Below are 17,235 nucleotides of genomic sequence, written 5' to 3' on the forward strand. Positions count from 1 at the left end.
AATACGGATAGATCATCCGCTTGACGCGACGTTAGCACATTCGGATGGACTATCCGGTTAGTCGTTCGCCTTACGGATTGCTGACGACCCTGGTTGCGGCGCTCCGTCCTGCGGCGCGGCCGGTAGCGTCCCCGGCATGAGGATCCTCGTCACCGGCGGCGCCGGGTTCATCGGTTCGGCGGTCGTGCGCGCTCTGGTCGCGGCGGGCCACGAGGTGCGGGTGCTGGACGCCCTGCTGCCCGCCGTCCACCCTTCGGGGGCGGTGCCCGACCTGCCGGACGGCGTCGAGTTCCGGCACGGCGACGTCCGGGACGCGGCGACGCTGGCACGCTCCCTGGCCGGGGTGGACGCGGTCTGCCACCAGGCGGCGATGGTCGGGCTCGGCCTGGACCTCGACGACGCGCCCGAGTACGTCGGCTGCAACGACCTCGGCACGGCGGTGCTGCTCGCCGCGATGGCACGCGCACAGGTGCGGAGGCTGGTGCTGGCCGGATCGATGGTGGTCTACGGCGAGGGCCGGTACGCGTGTCCGGAGCACGGGGGCGTGGCGCCCGGCCCCCGGCGCCCGGAGGATCTCGACGCGGGCCGGTTCGAACCGCCCTGCCCGGAGTGCGCGGCCCCGCTCCGGCCGGGCCTGGTGGCGGAGGACGCGCCGGGCGATCCGCGCAACGTGTACGCCGCGACGAAGCTCGCTCAGGAGCACCTGGCCGCCGCCTGGGCCCGCGCGTGCGGAGGGTCCGTCCTGACGCTGCGCTACCACAACGTCTACGGCCCCGGCATGCCGCGCGACACCCCGTACGCCGGGGTGGCCTCGCTGTTCCGTTCGGCGCTCGCCCGCGGCGAGGCCCCCCGGGTGTTCGAGGACGGCGGCCAGCGCCGGGACTTCGTCCACGTCGACGACGTGGCGGCGGCGAACCTGGCCGCGCTGGAGGCCGTCCGCCACCGGGCACCGGGCCGTGCCCGGGCGTACAACGTCGGCAGCGGGGAGGTGCGCACGGTCGGCGAGATGGCCCGGGCGCTGGCCGACTCCTGCGGCGGGCCGGCCCCGGTGGTGACCGGGCAGTACCGGCTCGGGGACGTCCGGCACATCACGGCCGACTCCTCGCGGCTGCGCGCCGAGTTGGGCTGGCGGCCCCGGGTGCCGTTCCTGGCGGGGATGGCCGAGTTCGCCGCCGCGCCCCTGCGGGCCTGAGGGCCCGGCTGCGGCGGCGCGGCCCCACGGTCAGCCGCGCGCGGCGGGGAGCGCGATCTCGAAGCAGCAGCCCCCGGCGACGTTGCGCACCCGGGCACGGCCGGAGTGGGCCTCCACGATGCCGCGGACGATGGCCAGCCCGAGCCCGGCTCCGCTGTCCCCGTCCCCGCCCTCCCCGGGGTCGCGCCGCGGCGTGCGCGCGGCGCTGCCGCGCCAGCCGGTCTCGAAGACGCGGGAGAGGTCCTGCTCCGGGATGCCGCCGCAGCCGTCGGTGACCGAGAGCACGACCTCGTCCACCTCCCGGCGGGCCGACACCGCCACGACGCCGTCCTCGGGCGTCGAGCGGATCGCGTTGACCAGGAGGTTGCCGAGCACCCGGGTGATCTCCCGGCTGTCCACCTCGACCGGCTCGGCCGCGACCTGACGGCCCTCCAGGCGGACGCCGCGCTGGCGGGCCAGCGGGTGGGCGCCGGCCAGCGCGTCGTCGACCAGGTCGTAGACGGACACCCGGGACACCGAGAGGGACAGTGCGCCGGCCTGGATGCGGGAGAGCTCGAAGAGGTCGTCGACCATGCCGGTGAGCCGCTCCACCTCGGTGCGGATCCGCTTCAGGTAGTGCTCCGGCTCGTCGACCACTCCGTCCTCCAGGGCCTCGGCCATGGCGCGCAGCCCGGCGAGCGGGGTGCGCAGGTCGTGGGAGATCCAGGCGATCAGCTCGCGCCGCGAGGCGTCCAGCACCTGCTCCCGCGCTCGCGACTCGGCGAGCCGGGCACTGGTGGCGGCGAGTTCCTCGCTGAGCTGGGCCAGTTCGAGCCCCAGGGGATGCCTCGGCGCGGCGGCGTCGCTGCCGACGGTACGGGCGGCCGCGGTCAGCGCGCGGCTGCCGGCCACCACCTGGCGCCCGAGCAGTGCGGCCGTGAGCAGCGACACCACGGACGCCATGCCGAGCACCGTTATCACCACGCCGAGGTCGTGGCCGGACAGGAACATCGCCTGGGCGACGGCGAGCGTCCCGGAGGTGACGGCGAGCACGGTGACGACGGCGACGCAGAAGAGCGAGAGCGCCATCGAACGGCGGCGCAGCAGCCGGACGGCCAGCCAGCCGAGCAGGCCGGCGCCCGCCGCGCCGAGGCCCGCGAACAGCGCGATCAGCGACAGGTCTTTCACTTCGGGCCGTCCTGCTCGTCCGCGACGGGGTCGTAGCGGTACCCGACGCCCCAGACGGTGGTGATCAGTCTCGGTGCGGCGGGGTCGTCCTCGATCTTCTCGCGCAGGCGGCGCACGTGGACGGTGACGGTGGACAGGTCGCCGAAGTCCCAGCCCCAGACCCGCTGCATCAGCTCCTGGCGGGGGAAGACCGTCCCGGGGTGCCGGAGGAGGAATGCGAGCAGGTCGAACTCCCTCAGGGTCAGGGCGAGTTCACGGCCTGCGCGGCAGGCCCGGCGGGCCTGCGGGTCGAGTGTGATGTCGCCGGACGCCAGCGGCCCGGGGGCCGGTGCCGTGGGCGCCGTGCCGCGGGAGCGGCGCAGCACCGACTGGACGCGCAGGACGAGTTCCCGCGGGCTGAAGGGCTTGGTGACGTAGTCGTCGGCGCCCAGTTCCAGGCCGAGGATGCGGTCCGCCTCGTCGCCCTTGGCGGTCAGCATGACCACCGGGAGGTGGGCGCCGTCGGCTGTGGCACGCAACCTGCGGAGGATCTCCAGACCGTCGATCCCGGGAAGCATGAGGTCCAGGATCAGGAGGTCGGGGCGGTGGGCCCGGGCCAGCTCGAGGCCGTGGTCGCCGTCGCAGGCCCGGTCGACCCGGTGGCCGGCCCGGGTGAGGTAGCCGGCGACGACCTCGCCCACGGTGAGGTCGTCGTCGATCACCAGGATGCGGGCGGGGTCCGGTGGTGCGGCGGGGCCGAGGCTGTCGTTCACCTCGCCGAGGATACGAGGCGCGGCCGCCGTGGGTGCCGCGTCGGCGCGGACGTTCGCGTTCCGTAAGATCGCGGCTCGCCGGCACGCGACCCGGGCCGCCGCCGCACCCGCCGGAACGCGCCCCCGCCGCCGTCGGATCGACGTAGGACTTCCGTAAGGGCGCGGTTCGGCCGCGACGGACCCGCCCGCCCTTAGCGTGGCCGACGTGATCCCTCCGACTCCCCCCTCATCGTCCGTCGACCTTGTCCTGCCGTGCCTCGACGAGGCCGGGGCCCTGCCCTGGGTGCTGGCTCGGGTGCCCGCGGGCTGGCGCGCGATCGTCGTCGACAACGGTTCCCGTGACGGCTCGGCCGAGGTGGCCCGTTCGCTGGGCGCGACGGTCGTCGAGGAGCCGCGGCGCGGCTTCGGCGCCGCGTGCCACGCCGGGCTGCTCGCCGCGACCGCCGAGCTGGTCTGCTTCATGGACTGCGACGGCTCGCTGGATCCCGCCCAGCTGCCGCGGGTCGCCGCGCCGGTCCTCGCCGGCTCGGCGGACCTGGTGCTCGGTCGGCGCCGCCCCGCGACCGCCGGGGCGTGGCCGCTGCACGCCCGGCTGGCCAACGCGGCCCTGGCCGGCCGGCTGCGGGCGAGGACGGGGGCGCCGCTGCACGACCTCGGGCCGATGCGGGCCGCCCGTCGTGACCGGCTGCTGGCGCTGGGCCTGGGCGACCGCCGCTCCGGCTACCCGCTGGAGATGGTGCTCGCCGCGTCGGCGGCCGGGATGCGGATCGCCGAGACGCCCGTCGACTACCTGCCGCGCACGGGCCGCTCCAAGGTCACCGGCACCCTGCGGGGCACCCGGCAGGCCGTCCGCGACATGCGGGCCGTCCTGGCCGCGCCGCCGCCGACCCTGCTGGTGATCGCCAAGTCGCCGGTCCCGGGGCGGGTCAAGACCCGCCTCACCCCGCCCTGCACGCCCGAAGAGGCGGCGGCGCTGGCCGAGGCCGCCCTCGCCGACACGCTCGCCACCCTCGCCCGGGTGCCGGCCGGGCGGCGGCTGCTCGTCCTGGAGGGCGCCACCGGCCCGTGGCTGCCGCCCGGCTGGCAGGTCGTGCCGCAGGTGGACGGCGGGCTGGACGCCCGGCTCGCGGCCGCCTTCGCGCACGCCGGCCGGCTCGCTCCGGACGCGCCCGCCCTGCTGGTCGGCATGGACACCCCGCAGCTGGACGCCGCGCTCCTCGCCGGGGCCCTGTCGCCCGCGCGGCGCACGGGCGTCGACGCCTGGTACGGGGCGGCCGCCGACGGCGGGTTCTGGGCGCTCGGGCTGGCCCGGCCCACCGAGCGGCTGGCCCGGCGGCTGCTGCTGGGCCTGCCGATGTCCACGCCGGACACCGGGCGGGCCCTGCTCGGCCGGCTCGTGGCGGAGGGGCTGACGGTCGGCCACCTCCCGGTGGTCACCGACGTGGACACCGTCCGGGACGCCCGCCAGGTCGCCGCCGAGGCTCCGGGCAGCAGGTTCGCGGAATGCTTCCGGACGATCGGGGCCGCCCGGGAGGTGACGGGATGAGCGTCGCCGCCGAGGCGTGGGTGGACGACCCGTTCGCCGAGGCCGTGCGGGCCGGCCGGGGCCCGCTCTGGCTGCGGCGCGAGGACGGCCGGCGGATCCCGCTCGACGTGGAGCGCTGGTGCGCACCCCCCACCGGGGCCGACCACGGGCTGCTGCTGCGCTGCACCCGGCTGGCCGCGCCGGTGGTGGACCTCGGGTGCGGGCCCGGCCGGCTCGTCGCGGCCCTGCTCGGCCTCGGCGTGCCGGCGCTGGGGGTCGACGTCACCGGCGCGGCGGTGGCGCGCACCAGGAGCCTCGGCGGGCCGGCCCTGCGGCGGTCGGTCTTCGACCGCCTCCCGGCGGAGGGCCGCTGGGGCGGTGCGCTGCTCGCCGACGGCAACCTCGGCATCGGCGGCGACCCGGGGCTCCTGCTCGGCCGGAGCGCCGAGATCCTGGCCCCGGGTGGTGTGCTGCTGGTCGAGGTGGAGCCGGGGGAGGTCGACGAACGGATCACCGTCCGGGTCGAGGGCGCGGACGGCCGGCTCGGGCCGGCGTTCGCCTGGGCCCGCTGCGGCGCGGCGGCCACCGTGCGTCGCGCCGACCGGGCCGGGCTGGTCGAGACCGAGCGGTGGTCCTCCCACGGCCGCCACTTCCTCGCGTTGCGGAAGGCGGTCGGTCGCCGCTGACGCGGCGGTGCCAGCGGACCGGGCCTACTCCGGTACCTCCGCCTTCGCTCGGCTCACGGCCGGCCACTGCGGGTGCTCGCGCTCGGCCCAACCGCGGTCGACCAGTCCGGTCCGCATCCCGCGCCGGGCCTCCGGGTCCCGCAGGGCCATCCGGACGTGCCCGGCGGTCACCACCGCGATGGCCGCCGCGAGCCAGTCGTGGACGAAGGTCGCGCCGGTCCGCCAGGCCGCCGGCGCCAGGTGGGTGAGCCACATCAGCAGGCCGGTGCCGAGGATCGTCAGCATGGCGCCCAGCGTCCACTGGGCGTAGAGCTTCTGCCCGGCGTTGAACTTCCCCGCCGGGCGGTGCGACGCGCGCGCCCGGGTCGCCCGCAGCCACTGCCGGTCCACCGGGTGGAAGCGGCTCAGCCTCGCCACGTCCGCCCGCACCGCCCGGAAGGCCAGCCCGAGCAGCAGCGGCACCGGCAGCGCCAGGCCGCACCACACGTGCACGGTGACGACGAGCCGCCGCCGTCCGACCAGTTCGGCCAGCGGCGCGACGTACAGGCAGGCGGCGGTGGCCAGGCAGGTCAGGACCAGGGCGGCGGTGGCACGGTGCACCCAGCGTTCGGCGCGGGTGAAGCGGAGCAGCCGGTCAGGCGGTCGGTGCATCGTCGCGTCCGTTCGAGCGGCCGACCCAGGCGTCGACGTCATAGCCGTTCTGCTCCCAGTAGCCCGGCTCCACCGAGCCGGTGACGGTGATCCCGGACAGCCACTTGGCCGACTTGTAGAAGTACATCGGTGCCACGTAGAGGCGCACCGGGCCGCCGTGGGCGTGCGGGATCGGGGCGTCCTGCAGCTTGAGCGCGACCAGCACGTCGTCGCGCCGGGCCTGCTCCAGGGTGAGGCTCTCGGTGTACTCGCCGTCGAAGCAGCTGAACCGCACGGCCCGGGCGTCCGCCCGGACTCCGGCGGCGTCCAGCAGGTGGGCCAGCGGCACGCCCTCGAACGGGGTGGCCGGCACCCGCCAGCCCGTCACGCACTGCACGTCCCGCACGATCCGGTGCTGCGGCATCGCCTGGAGGTCGGCCAGGCGGTAGGTGCCGGGGCGTTCCACCAGCCCGTCCACCGTCAGGGTGTAGGTGTCCGGGCCCCGGGTCGGCACCGAGGCCACCACGGAGTAGTACCGGAAGCCGCTTCCGCCGGGCAGCAGGCCGGTGAGACCGGTCGGGTCCTTGCCGACCACCGCCTCCTGCGCCCGCTGGAGGGAGGGGCCGAGCGCGACGCCCGCCGCGCCGAGCCCGAGCAGGCCCAGCACCACCCTGCGGCCGACCGGCGTGCCGCGGCCCTCTTCGATCTGTTCGCTCACGCCGCCGATTGGACCAGTCGGGAGCCGGAACGGCCAGGGGCTGCACCGGCCCGTCAGACTTCCGTCACCTTTCGCCGCCCACCGCCAGGGCCGGCCCGGCCGCCCGGCGCCGCCGCAGCAGGGGGACGGCGAGGACGACGCACAGGGCCGTGCCGTAGGCGAGCTGCTGGGCCGCCTGCCCTCCCGTCAGGTAGAGCGCCTGCGCGGCGGCCGGGACGGCCAGCCACTCCCAGCGGCCGTCGAGCGCGACCAGGGCGACCACCAGGAGCCCGTACCACGGGTACGAGGGGGCGACGAGCAGCAGCGCCGTGCCCGTCACCAGCAGCGCCCCGGCCCACGGCCGGTGCCGGTCGCCCCGGCGCAGGACCCGGAGCACCACCGCCCCGAGGACCAGCCCCGTCGCCCACGGGAGCAGGCGGTCGGGCAGCACCAGCCGCAGCAGCCCGAACCGGTCGATGTGCCCCTGCTCGTAGCCCTCCTCCCGCAGGTAGCCCGGCAGGTAGCCCAGGACGGAACTGCCCGAGGCGATCACGTACGGGAGGTAGGACAGCGCGAAGGCGCCGAGCGCGGAGGCGGCGAGCAGGACGTCCCGACGGGTGGGACGCCAGGCGGGCCGGCCCGAGGGGGCGGACAGGCCGGACAGGCCGGACAGCGCCCCCGGGAGGACGAGGGCCGGCAGCAGCTTGGCCGCGACCGCGCCGCCCAGCAGCAGCCCTCCGCGCACGGCCCGCCCCCGTGCCGCGCAGCCGAGCCCGGCGACCGTGAGCAGGACGCCGAGGGTGTCCACGTGCGCGTCGTTGACCGCCCACACCGTCACCCCGGGGAACCACCCCCACAGCGCGGCCCGCCACTTCTCCCGCCCCACCGTCCGCAGCAGCAGCCCGGTGGTCGCCACCGCCAGCACCGCCCCGCCGGCCTGCACCCCGCGGACCCCGCCGCCGAACGGGTGCACCGCGAGGAACCACGCCTGCGCGACCGGCGGGTAGACGGTGTGCACGGCCGGCCGGTTGATCCGGGTGCAGTCGCCGGCCGCGGTGCGCCGCTCGTCCCAGCCCGTGCATCCGTCGCCCTGCGGGAAGAGCCCGGGATCGCGCAGCCGCGCCAGCGCCGGATCGTCCGGGGTGTGGGCGTAGGGCGAGATCCAGGCCGCCTGGACCCGGCCGTCCCAGACGTAGCGGTAGGCGTCGTCGCTGGTGCGCGGCGGCGCCAGCAGCCCGACCGCGGCCGCCGCGACGCCGCCGGCCAGGACCAGCGGCACGACCCGGCCGCCGGGCACCCTGCGCAGCAGCAGCACCGCGACGGCGAAGAGCGCGACGTCGAGCAGGTACCAGCCGGGGAGCGGGAGGGCGCCGGCCCGCAGGACGGTCAGCGCGAGGGCGGCGACCAGGGCGGCGAGGGCGAGGAGGCAGGCCGGGACGGTACGGGAGATCACGGGGCCCACCCTCCCACCGGCAGGCGCTCCCACCGCCGGTGGCGGGGCCGCCGTTCGGAATCCGTAAGCACGCCGCTGCACCGCCGGACGGGGCCGGGGCGCTTCGATGGACGGGTGGAAACCGAACCCGCCGACTCCGGCCGTCCTGCCGCCCGCCGCCGCTACGACCCACGGCTCCCCGCTCCCCCGGCCTTCCTGCGGCGCGGGCCCTGGCGCGAGGGGGCGTTCACCTCACCGCTGCACGAGCCCCGGACGGTGGTCGTGGTCGGCCGGTGGCTGGGCGGGGCCCTCCTGGTCTGCTTCCTGACCGGTCTGACCAGCCATCTGCTCCAGGATCCGCCCGGGTGGCTGGCGCCTCACCTGCCCGCGCGGCCGGTGAACGGCTACCGGGTCACCCAGGGGCTGCACGTGATCAGCGGGCTGGCCGCGATCCCGCTGGTCGGCGCGAAGCTGTGGGCGGTCTACCCCCGGCTGTTCGAGTGGCCGCCGGCGCGCAGCGTGCTGCACGCCCTGGAGCGGCTCGGCATCGCGCTCCTCGTGGCGGCCGTCCTGATGGAGTTGTTCACCGGTCTGCTGAACACCCTGCAGTGGTACCCGTGGCCGTTCCCCTTCCGGCAGACCCACTACTGGCTGGGCTGGACGGCGGTCGGCGGGCTGCTGGTCCACCTGTCCGTCAAGGCGCCGCTGATCGCCGGGCACTGGTGGCGCCGCGCCGCTCCGGCCCTGGCGCAGCGCCGTGCGTTCCTCACCGCGACCACCGCCGCGGTCGGCGCCGTCACCCTCGTCACGGCGGGGCAGAGCGTGCCCTGGCTGCGCCCGCTGGACCTGCTGGCCCCGCGCCGCCCCGACATCGGCCCCCAGGGCCTGCCGGTGAACCGCACGGCGGCCCAGGCCGGGACGGTCACGGTGCCGGCGGACTGGCGGCTGTCAGTGGACGGGCCGGTACCGTACCGGCTCACCCTCGCCGAGCTCGGCGAACTCCCCCAGGTCTCCGCGGAGTTGCCGATCTCCTGCGTGGAGGGCTGGAGCGCCACGGCCCGGTGGACGGGCGTCCGGATGGCCGAGTTGGTGCGCCGGGCCGGAGCACCGCCCGGCTCGGCGGTGCGGGTGACCTCGCTGGAGGCCGAAGGACCGTACCGGGTCATGGAGATGCCCGCGACGTACGTGGACGATCCGCTCACCCTGCTCGCACTGCGGGTCGACGGCGGCGTCCTGGACGCGGACCACGGCTTCCCGGCACGCGTGATCGCGCCGAACCGCCCCGGCGTGCTGCAGACCAAGTGGGTCGCCCGCATCGAGGTGATCGCATGACCGCCGGTGTCCGCGCGCTGCTGCTGGCCGCCGGCCTCGCCGTGATCGGCTACGGCCTGTCCGGGCTGCTCGGCGACCCGTACATCACCGACCCGCTGGGCGTCCTGGTCTGGGCGGTCGGCGCCCTGGTGGTCAACGACGGACTGTGGGTGCCGCTGGTGTGCCTGGCGGGCGCGTCCCTGGCGCGCGGGCCGGTGCTGCGCGGCTGGCTGGTCGTCGCGGCGGCCGTCACCGCCGTCGGCCTGCCCGCCGTGCTGCGCGCCGACGACGACCACGGCAACCCGACGGTGCTGCCCCTGCCGTACCTGCGCAACTGGCTGCTGGTGCTGGCCGCCACCGCCGGCCTCGCGCTGCTGGTCGGGTTCGTCCGGCGGTGGCGGCGCCGGGACCGGACCGTCCGCCGCCGGGCACCGCGGGCGCCCGGGGCGGACCGGCCGTGAGAGCCGGGGCCGGTTGCGCGCCTGTCATCCGGTTGTCATCCGCCGCCGCTACGCTCCCCGGCGACTCGGGAGGTCCGGCGACTCCGGGTCCGGAGGTCCGAAGGGCGCGTCGAACGGGGGCTGGGCAGTGGCGGAGCGGACACCACCGGCGGGGGTCGCCGAAGCGGCGGCACGATACGGGCTCGGGGCCCACCGGGCGACCCACCTCGGCGCCCAGCCCCCGGACAACTCGGGCTGCTGCCTCGGCGTGGTGGCCGTCTCGGCCGTGATCGCGGTGGTGCTGTTCGCCGTGGGCAGCGCGGGCGTGGCGCTGGTGCCGCTCGCGCTGCTGCTGCTCGCGCTGCTGAGCCTGGCGATCGACAGGTCGACGGGCAGGAGGAACACCGGGCTGCGGATGGACCGTTTCGAGCACGGCCTCACCGTCACCCGCGCGGACGGCCCGGTCCGGGTCGTGCGCTACGCCGACACCGAGCTGCGGCAGGTGATCATCCGGCACACCGGCGTCGGCGGGTACACCGACTACCACTACACCCTGGTCGACGTCGACGGCGCGGAGCTCGAACTCCGGGCCCGCTCCGACGGTGTCGCCGCCAGGGGCCGGTTCACCGAGCCGAAGGTCTGGGGACCGGAGCTCCAACAGGACGTCACCGCAGCGCAGTTCCCGAAGGCCCTGGCGGCGGTGCGGTCCGGCCGGCGGGTCGCCTTCGGGTCGGTGTGGGTCACCGCCGACGCGGTCGGGATCCGGGACAGGAGCGTCCCGTGGTCGCAGGTCGGCGAGGTCAGGGTCGCCAACGGGCAGGTCCGGCTGACGGGCGGCGGGTCGGGCCGGGCGCTCCTGGCCTTCGGGGCGTCGCTGCCGAACCTCTACGTCTTCCTGGACCTCGCCGACGAGTTGCGTCCCCGGCGGGGATGACCACCGCACGGGCGGTCGGACGCCGAGGGCGCGCGGTCACCCGGGTCCGCGGCCGCCACGACGGGGCAGGATCCGGTCACGCCGGGTGACGTATCTCGGGAGCGCGAACCGGTCATCGGGTCCGCGAGACGGCCGATGCCGACCGGTGGACCCGCCCCGGGGACGCCTTCCCGCCACCGTGCCGTTCGGCCCCGGCCGCCACTCGATTCCCTCCCGCCGGAAACTCCGGGCCCTTTCCATCCCGGTGATTCGCCGTCGGAACAGTGGATGCGGCAAAGTGGCGACATGAGCGCGGACACCCGGAGTCACCACACGCCCGGACCGACCCGCCGTCGGCCGGTCCAGCAGCGCAGCCAGGAGCGGTACGGCCGCATCCTCGACGCCTGCGCCGGGCTGCTGGACGAGATCGGGGCGACGGCGCTCACCACCAAGGAGGTCGCCCAGCGCGCGCAGGTGCCGATCGGCACGCTGTACCAGTTCTTCGCGGGCAAGGAGGACCTGCTCGCCGCGCTCGCCACCCGCAACCTGGACCAGTACCTCCAGCGTCTGGGCGCCCGGCTGGCCGACTCGGCCCCGGTCGGGCCGGCCGGCTTCACCGATCTCGCGGTGGAGGAGTTCGTCGCGATGAAGCGCACCGTGCCGGGCTTCGGCCAGGTCGACTTCGGGCTGGCAGGCCCGGTGGTGCCCTCCGGTGTCCGGGACGGGACCCACCTGCTGGACGCGGGCGTCGACAACAACACCGCCGTGGCCCTGCGCCTCCAGGCCCTCGGCGGCGAACTGTTCGCCACGGACGACCCGTCGGCCACCACGCTCACCCTGCGGGTGGCCCTGGAGGCGGCCGACGCCGTACTCAAGCTCGCCTTCCGGGGGGATCCCGACGGCGATCCTGCGCTGATCGCCGAGTGCAAGCGGCTGGTGCGCGGCTACCTCGCGCAACAGCCGTCCACCCTGTGACGCCCGGCCCACCGGGCCCGGGCGCCCCGCCCGCCCCGCGCCGTTGCGAGCCCGCCGTGCCCGCAGGAGAGTGGATAGCGGAACAGCCGCGGAGGCGGCCACCGCGACCGGAGGAGCACGACCATGCACGCAGTTGTAGGCGACCAGCTCCACATCCACAGCAGGTCGGTGGGCATGGTGGACCAGAAGGGCGAGATCATCGAGGTGCGCGGCGCGAACGGCGAGCCCCCGTACGTGGTCCGCTTCGGCGACGGCCACGAGAGCCTGATCTTCCCCGGCCCCGACTGCAACGTCGAACCGCGCTCGGCGGAACACTGACCGACCTCCCCACCGCGCCCTGAGGAGCGGTGTCCGCCTCTTCGCCCCCGCTGCCCGGGGCGCTTGCCGGGCTCGCGCCACTGCTGGACCACTACGGGTACCTCGCGGTGGCGCTGCTCGTGCTGCTGGACAACTGCGGCGTCCCGGTGCCGGGGCAGACCATCCTCGTGCTCGCGTCGGTGTACGCCGGCACCGGGCACCTGACCTTCGCCGTCGTGCTGCTGATCGCGGTCGTCGCCGCCACGCTCGGCAACAGCCTCGGCTACCTGATCGGCCACACCGGTGGGCGCGCCTTCGTCCACCGCTGGGGCCGCTACGTGCTGCTCACCCCGGAGCGGATGGAACGCGCGGACGGCTTCTTCGCCCGGCACGGCGGGAAGGTCGTCGTGGTGGCCCGCTTCGTCGACGGGCTGCGCCAGTACAACGGCATCATCGCCGGGACGACCGAGATGCCCTGGCGCCGCTTCGCCGTGTTCAACCTGATCGGCGCGGTGCTGTGGACGGCGGTGTGGGGCACCTTCGGGTACCTCGCCGGGGCCAACATCGGTGCGGTGTACCGGACGGCGATCCGCTACCAGGTCTGGTTCGCGATCGGCCTCGGGGTGCTGGTCGCGGCGTTCCTGCTCCGGCAGGTGCTGCGGTACCGGCGCCGACGCCGCGAGGACGCCGACGCCGACGCCGACACGACCTCGGAGACCGAGTCCGGCAACGGTTCCGACTCGGGCTCCGGCTCGGGCTCCGGGTCCAGCACCGGCTCCGGCGCCGACTCGGGCTCCGACGCGGCCTCCGGGCCCAGCACCGACTCCGACGCCGACTCGGGCTCCGGTTCGGACGGGGCGTCTCCCTGAGTCAGCTCAGCGGGAACACCTCGAAGGGAACCGCGAAGCGCGTGCCCAGCCGGGTGCCCGCACCCCGGCCGAAGCCCTCCAGGAACTCCCTGGGGTCCGCCATCGCCCCGCCCAGCCCCGCCAGGTACGCCTTGTGCTCCTCCAGCGAGGCGACGCCCCGGTCGAAGTGCTCGGTGGTGTCCACCGCGTGCCGTGCCTCCGGCGAGGCCGCCGCCCAGATCTGCCGCACCCCGTTCCACGGCTCGTGGCCCTCGTCCAGCAGTTCGCGGAACACCCAGCGGTTCCCGGCGTCCCGGACGCCGTCCAGGGTGGCCCGGCCGACGGCGATGTGGTCGGCCTGGTTGAGGAGGACCCCGCCGTAGGTCTCGCGGAAGTTGCTGGTGATCACGATGTCCGGACGGTGCCGGCGCACCACCCGGGCGATGTCCCGGCGCAGCGGCAGCCCGTACTCCAGCACCCCGTCGGGGTGGCGGAGGAACTCGACGGTCTCCACCCCGACCACCCGTGCCGAGGCGATCTGCTCGGCCTCCCGCAGCGGTCCGCACTCCTCGGGGCTCATCGAGTCGATGCCGGCTTCGCCGCTGGTGACCATCACGTAGATCACCTTCTTGCCCTGCGAGGTCCACCGGGCGACGGCCGCGGCGCCGCCGTACTCCATGTCGTCGGGGTGGGCGACGATCGCCACCGCGGTCTGCCAGTCCTCGTCGACGTGCTCGAAGGGTGCGGGGGCCTGCTCGGTCATGCTCTTCCTCCCTCTCGTGCGGTTCATATGGTCCGTGCGGCTCATCCCGTTCACGGTTCTCGCAGCGCTCACGATTCTCGCAGCGCTCGTGGTTCTCACGGCGCTCACGATTCTCACAGTGCTCCGGCCGCTCACCGTGCGTACGGACATCCGTCCTACCGTCGTAGCGCAGCTGACTCCGGAAGGCCCACGGCGCGACTCGACGTCGGACACCCGCACGAACTCTCAGCCGGCCTCGGTGGCGAGCCTCGGTTCCGGCGTGGCCGCGGGCCGGGGCCACCGGATGCGGGTGGCACAGAGCGAGACGACGGCGGCGGAGGCGGCGACGGCGGCCATGCCCCAGACCAGGCTGGTGGCGCCGGCGATGAAGCCGATGACGGCGGGGCCGGCGAGCAGGCCGGTGGTGCCCATGGCGGCGACCAGGGACAGGGCGTCGGAGCCCTGGCGGGCGGCGGCGACGTAGACGCAGGGGGTGACGGCGGCGACGCCCAGGCCGACGCAGGCGAAGCCGAGCAGGGTCGGGGTGGTGCCGCCGACCAGCAGTGCGAGGGCGAGACCGAGGCCGGCCAGCAGGCTGCCGGTACGGACGACGGTGCCGTCGCCGAAGCGCGTGCGCCAGCCGTCGGCGAAGATCCGGGCGCAGACCATCATCACCGAGACCACGGCGATGCCCATCGGGGCGAGTCCGGCCCCGGCGTGCACCACGTCCTTGAGGTAGAGCGCGGACCAGTCGTTCATGGCGCCCTCGGTGACGGTGCCGAAGACCATCGCCAGGCCCATCCAGAGCGTCGCCGCGGCGGGCAGGGCGAGGCGGCGGCGCTTCCCCTCCGCAGCGACCGCGTCCTGCGACGACGGCTGCGACGGCTCCGGCGACGCCTCCTGCCGTGCGTCCTGCGGTGCGTCCTGCGGGTCGTCGGCCAGCAGTCCGGGGCGGGCGGCGAGGACCAGCAGGACCAGCAGCACGGCGGCCAGCCCGAAGTGGACGGCGAGGGTGCCGGTGAAGGCGTTGACGCCGGAGGCCAGCAGGGCGGCCAGCAGCGAGCCGGCGCTGAAGGTGGCGTGCAGCCTGGACATCGTGGTCCGCTCGAAGCGGGCTTCCAGCGCCGCGCCCTGGGCGTTCATCGCGACGTTCAGGCAGCCGACCGCGACGCCGTCGCAGAACATCACCAGCAGGGTGACCGGGTAGTCGGGCACCACCGGCAGCGCGAGCAGGACGGCGCCGAGGGCGAACGCGGACAGCATCGAGAGCATGCGGGAGCCGAGCCGCCGCATCAGCACCGCCACCAGCGGGAAGGACACCGCGGCGCCGATCCCGCAGGTCATCAGCAGCAGGCCGATCTGGGCCTCGCCCAGGTCGAGCCGGGCCTTGAGCGCCGGCACCCGGGAGACCCAGGTCGCGTACTGGAACCCGAGGGCGAAGAACAGGGCGCCGGTGGCCAGTTGGGAACGGCGGAACTCGTCGGGTACGGAAGGCATGCGCATCAGCCCACTTCGGCTCTGGGTGGGGACCCGGGGGCCGGGTCGGCGGGGTTCGGTGACGGGCGGGCTGCGGCGGCGCCGGAGGCGGCACCGGCACCGGCGGCACGGCCGGTGCCGGCCGCGGTGGCGGTGCCGGCCATGGTGGCGGTGCCGGCCACGGTGGCGGGGGCTTCGATCGGTTTGGCCATGTAGACCGCCTCGGCACCGTAACTGGCGGGCAGCCCGACCTCGGGCCGGGCGCGGTAGCCGAGCGGGGTCCACAGCACGTGCGAACCGCGGACGGCGACCAGCGACAGGCTCCGGTAGCCGGCTGCCCGCCCGGTCTCCTCGAGGTGCCGCAGCATCCGGTGGGCCAGGCCCCGGCCGCGCGCCCGTTCGGCGATCACCAGGTCGTGGGCGTGCAGGTTGCCGGTCCGTTCCGCACCGCCGGACTCGGCCAGGCTGAGGTCGGGGCAGCGGAACAGCGGGTACGGCAGTGCCAGCAGGTAGCCGCCGAAGGCGCCGGCATGCTCCAGGACGAAGCAGGTGGCGGGTGAGGCGCGGTGCCGGGAGCGCAGCGCCGGTCCTCCCTCGGACAGGCCGCTGGACGCGTAGGCGCGCTCCTCGGCCGCGATCACGTCCGGCCAGTCCTCCTCGCGGAGCAGCCGGATCCGGGTCCCGGTCATGCGCCGGACTCCTCGGACTCGCCGCCGACCGGCCCGGCGACACCGCCGGTCAGCCCGTCGCCGTCGCCGGCCTGTTCCGCGTCGCCGCCCACGCAGGTGACCGGCAGCGGCGCGAAGCCGTTGAACCCCCGGGTGGCGTAGGCGGTGGCGTAGGCGCCGCAGGAGTGGATCCACACCGGGTCACCGGAGGCGACCGCGGGCGGGACCGGCACCGGGCCGCCGTCCTGGGCGTACGCGTCGTCGCTGTCACAGGTCGGACCGGCCACCACGGCGCCGACGGACGGGCCGTCCGGGTGGGTCGGGAACTCCAGCCGGTACTGCAACTCGTCCATCTCGTACAGGCCGTTGAACTTGCCGCAGCTGAGGTAGAGCCAGTCCTCGCGGGTGCCGTCGAGCCGGTGGCGCGTGGTGAGCCGGGCGACGTGGGCGCGGATCGCGCCGTGGTCGGCGACCAGGTGGCGGCCGGGCTCCAGCAGGAAGTCCAGCGGTCCGGCGTTGACGGCGCGCAGCCGCTCCATGCCCTCGCGGATCACCGCGAACATCTTGTCCAGCGGCGGTTCGAGCGGGCGGCCCCGGCGATCCAGCACGCCGAGGGCGGGCAGTCCGCCGCCGAGGTTGATCCGGTCGGGGGTGATGCCGCGCCGGTTGAGCGCCTCCAGCACGTCGGCCAGCGAGTCGACGGCGGCGCTCCAGGCCTCGGCGGTCATCTGCTGGGAGCCGACATGCACCGAGAGGCCGGAGGGCACCAGTCCGGAGGCGCGGGCGAGGTCGAGGACCTCCAGGGCGTCCTCGGATGAGCAGCCGAACTTGTGGCTCAGGCCCCACAGCGCGCCCTCGCCGGTGGTGGCGAGGCGGCAGAACACCCGTGAGCCGGGCGCGTGTTCGGCGATCGCGGCGACGTCCTGCGGGCTGTCGGTGGCGAAGTCGCGCACCCCCAGCCGGTAGGCCCCGGCGATGTTGCGGTCGGACTTGACGGTGTTGCCGTAGTGGATCAGTTCGGGGGCGACCCCGGTGCGCAGCGCCTGGGTGATCTCCTGCGGGCCGGCCGCGTCGAAGCCGGAGCCGAGCCGGGCGAGGTGGCCGAGCACCTCGTCCACGGGGCAGGCCTTCATCGCGAAGCGGACGGCGGCTCCGGGCAGTTCGGCGCGCAGCGCGGCGTACTGGCGGCCGATGCCGTCCAGGTCGTAGACGATGGTGTCCTCGGTGGCGGCGGCGAGGGCCGCGCGCAGGGCGGTGTGGCCGTGCTGGTCCTGAAGGTCGAGGGTGCCGTGCTGGTCGGGGCTGCCGTGCTGGTCGGGGCGCCCTTGCCGGCCCGGGCGGGGCGGGCGGGGCGCGGTGCCGGTCTGGACGGCCGTCGGGGCGGTGGGGGCCGGGTGGCCCGCCGGTGGGGCGGGGGTGCGGTGGCCCGCCTGCCGGGTGCCGGTGCGGCAGCCGTCGGCCTGGCGGCGGTGGTCGGTGGTCTG

At 75.6% G+C, this 17,235-nt stretch carries 18 protein-coding genes and 1 pseudogene; 10 read left to right on the forward strand and 9 right to left on the reverse strand.

Annotated elements, in window-relative coordinates; genetic code table 11:
• Positions 1 to 136: 136 nt before the first annotated feature.
• Positions 137 to 1,192 carry an NAD-dependent epimerase/dehydratase family protein gene (locus tag ACGF07_RS21145; protein WP_392901064.1) on the forward strand — a complete coding sequence of 352 codons (1,056 nt, stop codon included), beginning with the start codon at positions 137 to 139 and terminating at the stop codon, positions 1,190 to 1,192.
• 30 nt (positions 1,193 to 1,222) lie between these two features.
• Here the strand turns inward: ACGF07_RS21145 and ACGF07_RS21150 are convergent, their stop codons facing one another.
• Positions 1,223 to 2,359: a sensor histidine kinase gene (locus ACGF07_RS21150; RefSeq protein WP_392901066.1), complete on the reverse strand. Its 1,137-nt coding sequence runs from the start codon at positions 2,357 to 2,359 to the stop codon at positions 1,223 to 1,225.
• Positions 2,356 to 3,111, reverse strand: coding sequence for a response regulator transcription factor (locus ACGF07_RS21155; protein ID WP_392901068.1), 756 nt, complete (start codon positions 3,109 to 3,111; stop codon positions 2,356 to 2,358). The genes ACGF07_RS21150 and ACGF07_RS21155 overlap by 4 nt, the downstream gene beginning before the upstream one ends.
• A gap of 205 nt (positions 3,112 to 3,316) precedes the next feature.
• Here ACGF07_RS21155 and ACGF07_RS21160 point away from each other — a divergent pair.
• The 3 genes and pseudogenes from ACGF07_RS21160 to ACGF07_RS21170 all read left to right on the forward strand — a co-directional run.
• Positions 3,317 to 3,995: pseudogene (locus ACGF07_RS21160) on the forward strand (glycosyltransferase family 2 protein); the annotation flags it as partial.
• Entirely contained in the window at positions 3,968 to 4,657 is a 690-nt protein-coding gene (locus tag ACGF07_RS21165; RefSeq protein ID WP_392901239.1) for a DUF2064 domain-containing protein, read from the forward strand. The pseudogene ACGF07_RS21160 and the gene ACGF07_RS21165, both read left to right, overlap by 28 nt.
• On the forward strand, positions 4,654 to 5,322 hold the full coding sequence (locus ACGF07_RS21170; protein ID WP_392901070.1) for an SAM-dependent methyltransferase: 669 nt from the start codon (positions 4,654 to 4,656) through the stop codon (positions 5,320 to 5,322). Before ACGF07_RS21165 ends, ACGF07_RS21170 begins: the two co-directional genes overlap by 4 nt.
• Before the next feature lie 24 nt (positions 5,323 to 5,346).
• Here the strand turns inward: ACGF07_RS21170 and ACGF07_RS21175 are convergent, their stop codons facing one another.
• The 3 genes from ACGF07_RS21175 to ACGF07_RS21185 form a co-directional block, all read right to left on the reverse strand.
• Positions 5,347 to 5,973: a cytochrome b/b6 domain-containing protein gene (locus ACGF07_RS21175; RefSeq protein ID WP_392901072.1), complete on the reverse strand. Its 627-nt coding sequence runs from the start codon at positions 5,971 to 5,973 to the stop codon at positions 5,347 to 5,349.
• The gene (locus tag ACGF07_RS21180; RefSeq protein WP_392901074.1) at positions 5,957 to 6,670 is read right to left on the reverse strand and encodes a molybdopterin-dependent oxidoreductase; all 714 of its coding nucleotides are present in this window, start codon (positions 6,668 to 6,670) and stop codon (positions 5,957 to 5,959) included. The genes ACGF07_RS21175 and ACGF07_RS21180 overlap by 17 nt, the downstream gene beginning before the upstream one ends.
• A gap of 64 nt (positions 6,671 to 6,734) precedes the next feature.
• Positions 6,735 to 8,102: a glycosyltransferase 87 family protein gene (locus ACGF07_RS21185; RefSeq protein WP_392901076.1), complete on the reverse strand. Its 1,368-nt coding sequence runs from the start codon at positions 8,100 to 8,102 to the stop codon at positions 6,735 to 6,737.
• A gap of 114 nt (positions 8,103 to 8,216) precedes the next feature.
• Here ACGF07_RS21185 and ACGF07_RS21190 point away from each other — a divergent pair, with 114 nt between their 5' ends.
• The 6 genes from ACGF07_RS21190 to ACGF07_RS21215 all read left to right on the forward strand — a co-directional run bounded on the left by ACGF07_RS21190 (position 8,217) and on the right by ACGF07_RS21215 (position 12,886).
• Complete coding sequence (locus ACGF07_RS21190) at positions 8,217 to 9,413, forward strand: molybdopterin-dependent oxidoreductase (protein WP_392901078.1); 1,197 nt, start codon at positions 8,217 to 8,219, stop codon at positions 9,411 to 9,413.
• Positions 9,410 to 9,853, forward strand: coding sequence for a hypothetical protein (locus tag ACGF07_RS21195; protein WP_392901080.1), 444 nt, complete (start codon positions 9,410 to 9,412; stop codon positions 9,851 to 9,853). The genes ACGF07_RS21190 and ACGF07_RS21195 overlap by 4 nt, the downstream gene beginning before the upstream one ends.
• A 127-nt stretch (positions 9,854 to 9,980) precedes the next feature.
• Complete coding sequence (locus tag ACGF07_RS21200; protein ID WP_392901082.1) at positions 9,981 to 10,766, forward strand: DUF6585 family protein; 786 nt, start codon at positions 9,981 to 9,983, stop codon at positions 10,764 to 10,766.
• A gap of 285 nt (positions 10,767 to 11,051) precedes the next feature.
• Complete coding sequence (locus tag ACGF07_RS21205; protein ID WP_392901084.1) at positions 11,052 to 11,720, forward strand: TetR family transcriptional regulator; 669 nt, start codon at positions 11,052 to 11,054, stop codon at positions 11,718 to 11,720.
• Between the two features lie 123 nt (positions 11,721 to 11,843).
• Entirely contained in the window at positions 11,844 to 12,038 is a 195-nt protein-coding gene (locus ACGF07_RS21210) for a DUF1918 domain-containing protein (protein WP_350743759.1), read from the forward strand.
• Positions 12,039 to 12,067: 29 nt separating this feature from the next.
• Positions 12,068 to 12,886 carry a DedA family protein gene (locus tag ACGF07_RS21215; RefSeq protein ID WP_392901086.1) on the forward strand — a complete coding sequence of 273 codons (819 nt, stop codon included), beginning with the start codon at positions 12,068 to 12,070 and terminating at the stop codon, positions 12,884 to 12,886.
• A gap of 1 nt (position 12,887) precedes the next feature.
• Here ACGF07_RS21215 and ACGF07_RS21220 read toward each other — a convergent pair whose 3' ends face one another.
• The 4 genes from ACGF07_RS21220 to ACGF07_RS21235 all read right to left on the reverse strand — a co-directional run bounded on the left by ACGF07_RS21220 (position 12,888) and on the right by ACGF07_RS21235 (position 17,001).
• The gene (locus ACGF07_RS21220) at positions 12,888 to 13,628 is read right to left on the reverse strand and encodes a PIG-L deacetylase family protein (RefSeq protein ID WP_392901088.1); all 741 of its coding nucleotides are present in this window, start codon (positions 13,626 to 13,628) and stop codon (positions 12,888 to 12,890) included.
• Between the two features lie 225 nt (positions 13,629 to 13,853).
• On the reverse strand, positions 13,854 to 15,104 hold the full coding sequence (locus tag ACGF07_RS21225) for an MFS transporter (RefSeq protein ID WP_392901090.1): 1,251 nt from the start codon (positions 15,102 to 15,104) through the stop codon (positions 13,854 to 13,856).
• Positions 15,105 to 15,109: 5 nt separating this feature from the next.
• The gene (locus tag ACGF07_RS21230) at positions 15,110 to 15,772 is read right to left on the reverse strand and encodes a GNAT family N-acetyltransferase (protein WP_392901092.1); all 663 of its coding nucleotides are present in this window, start codon (positions 15,770 to 15,772) and stop codon (positions 15,110 to 15,112) included.
• Positions 15,769 to 17,001 carry a type III PLP-dependent enzyme gene (locus ACGF07_RS21235; protein WP_392901241.1) on the reverse strand — a complete coding sequence of 411 codons (1,233 nt, stop codon included), beginning with the start codon at positions 16,999 to 17,001 and terminating at the stop codon, positions 15,769 to 15,771. Before ACGF07_RS21235 ends, ACGF07_RS21230 begins: the two co-directional genes overlap by 4 nt.
• Positions 17,002 to 17,235 lie beyond the last annotated feature (234 nt).

It is taken from the genome of Kitasatospora sp. NPDC048194 (assembly GCF_043202455.1).
In the GTDB taxonomy this organism is placed as follows: domain Bacteria; phylum Actinomycetota; class Actinomycetes; order Streptomycetales; family Streptomycetaceae; genus Kitasatospora.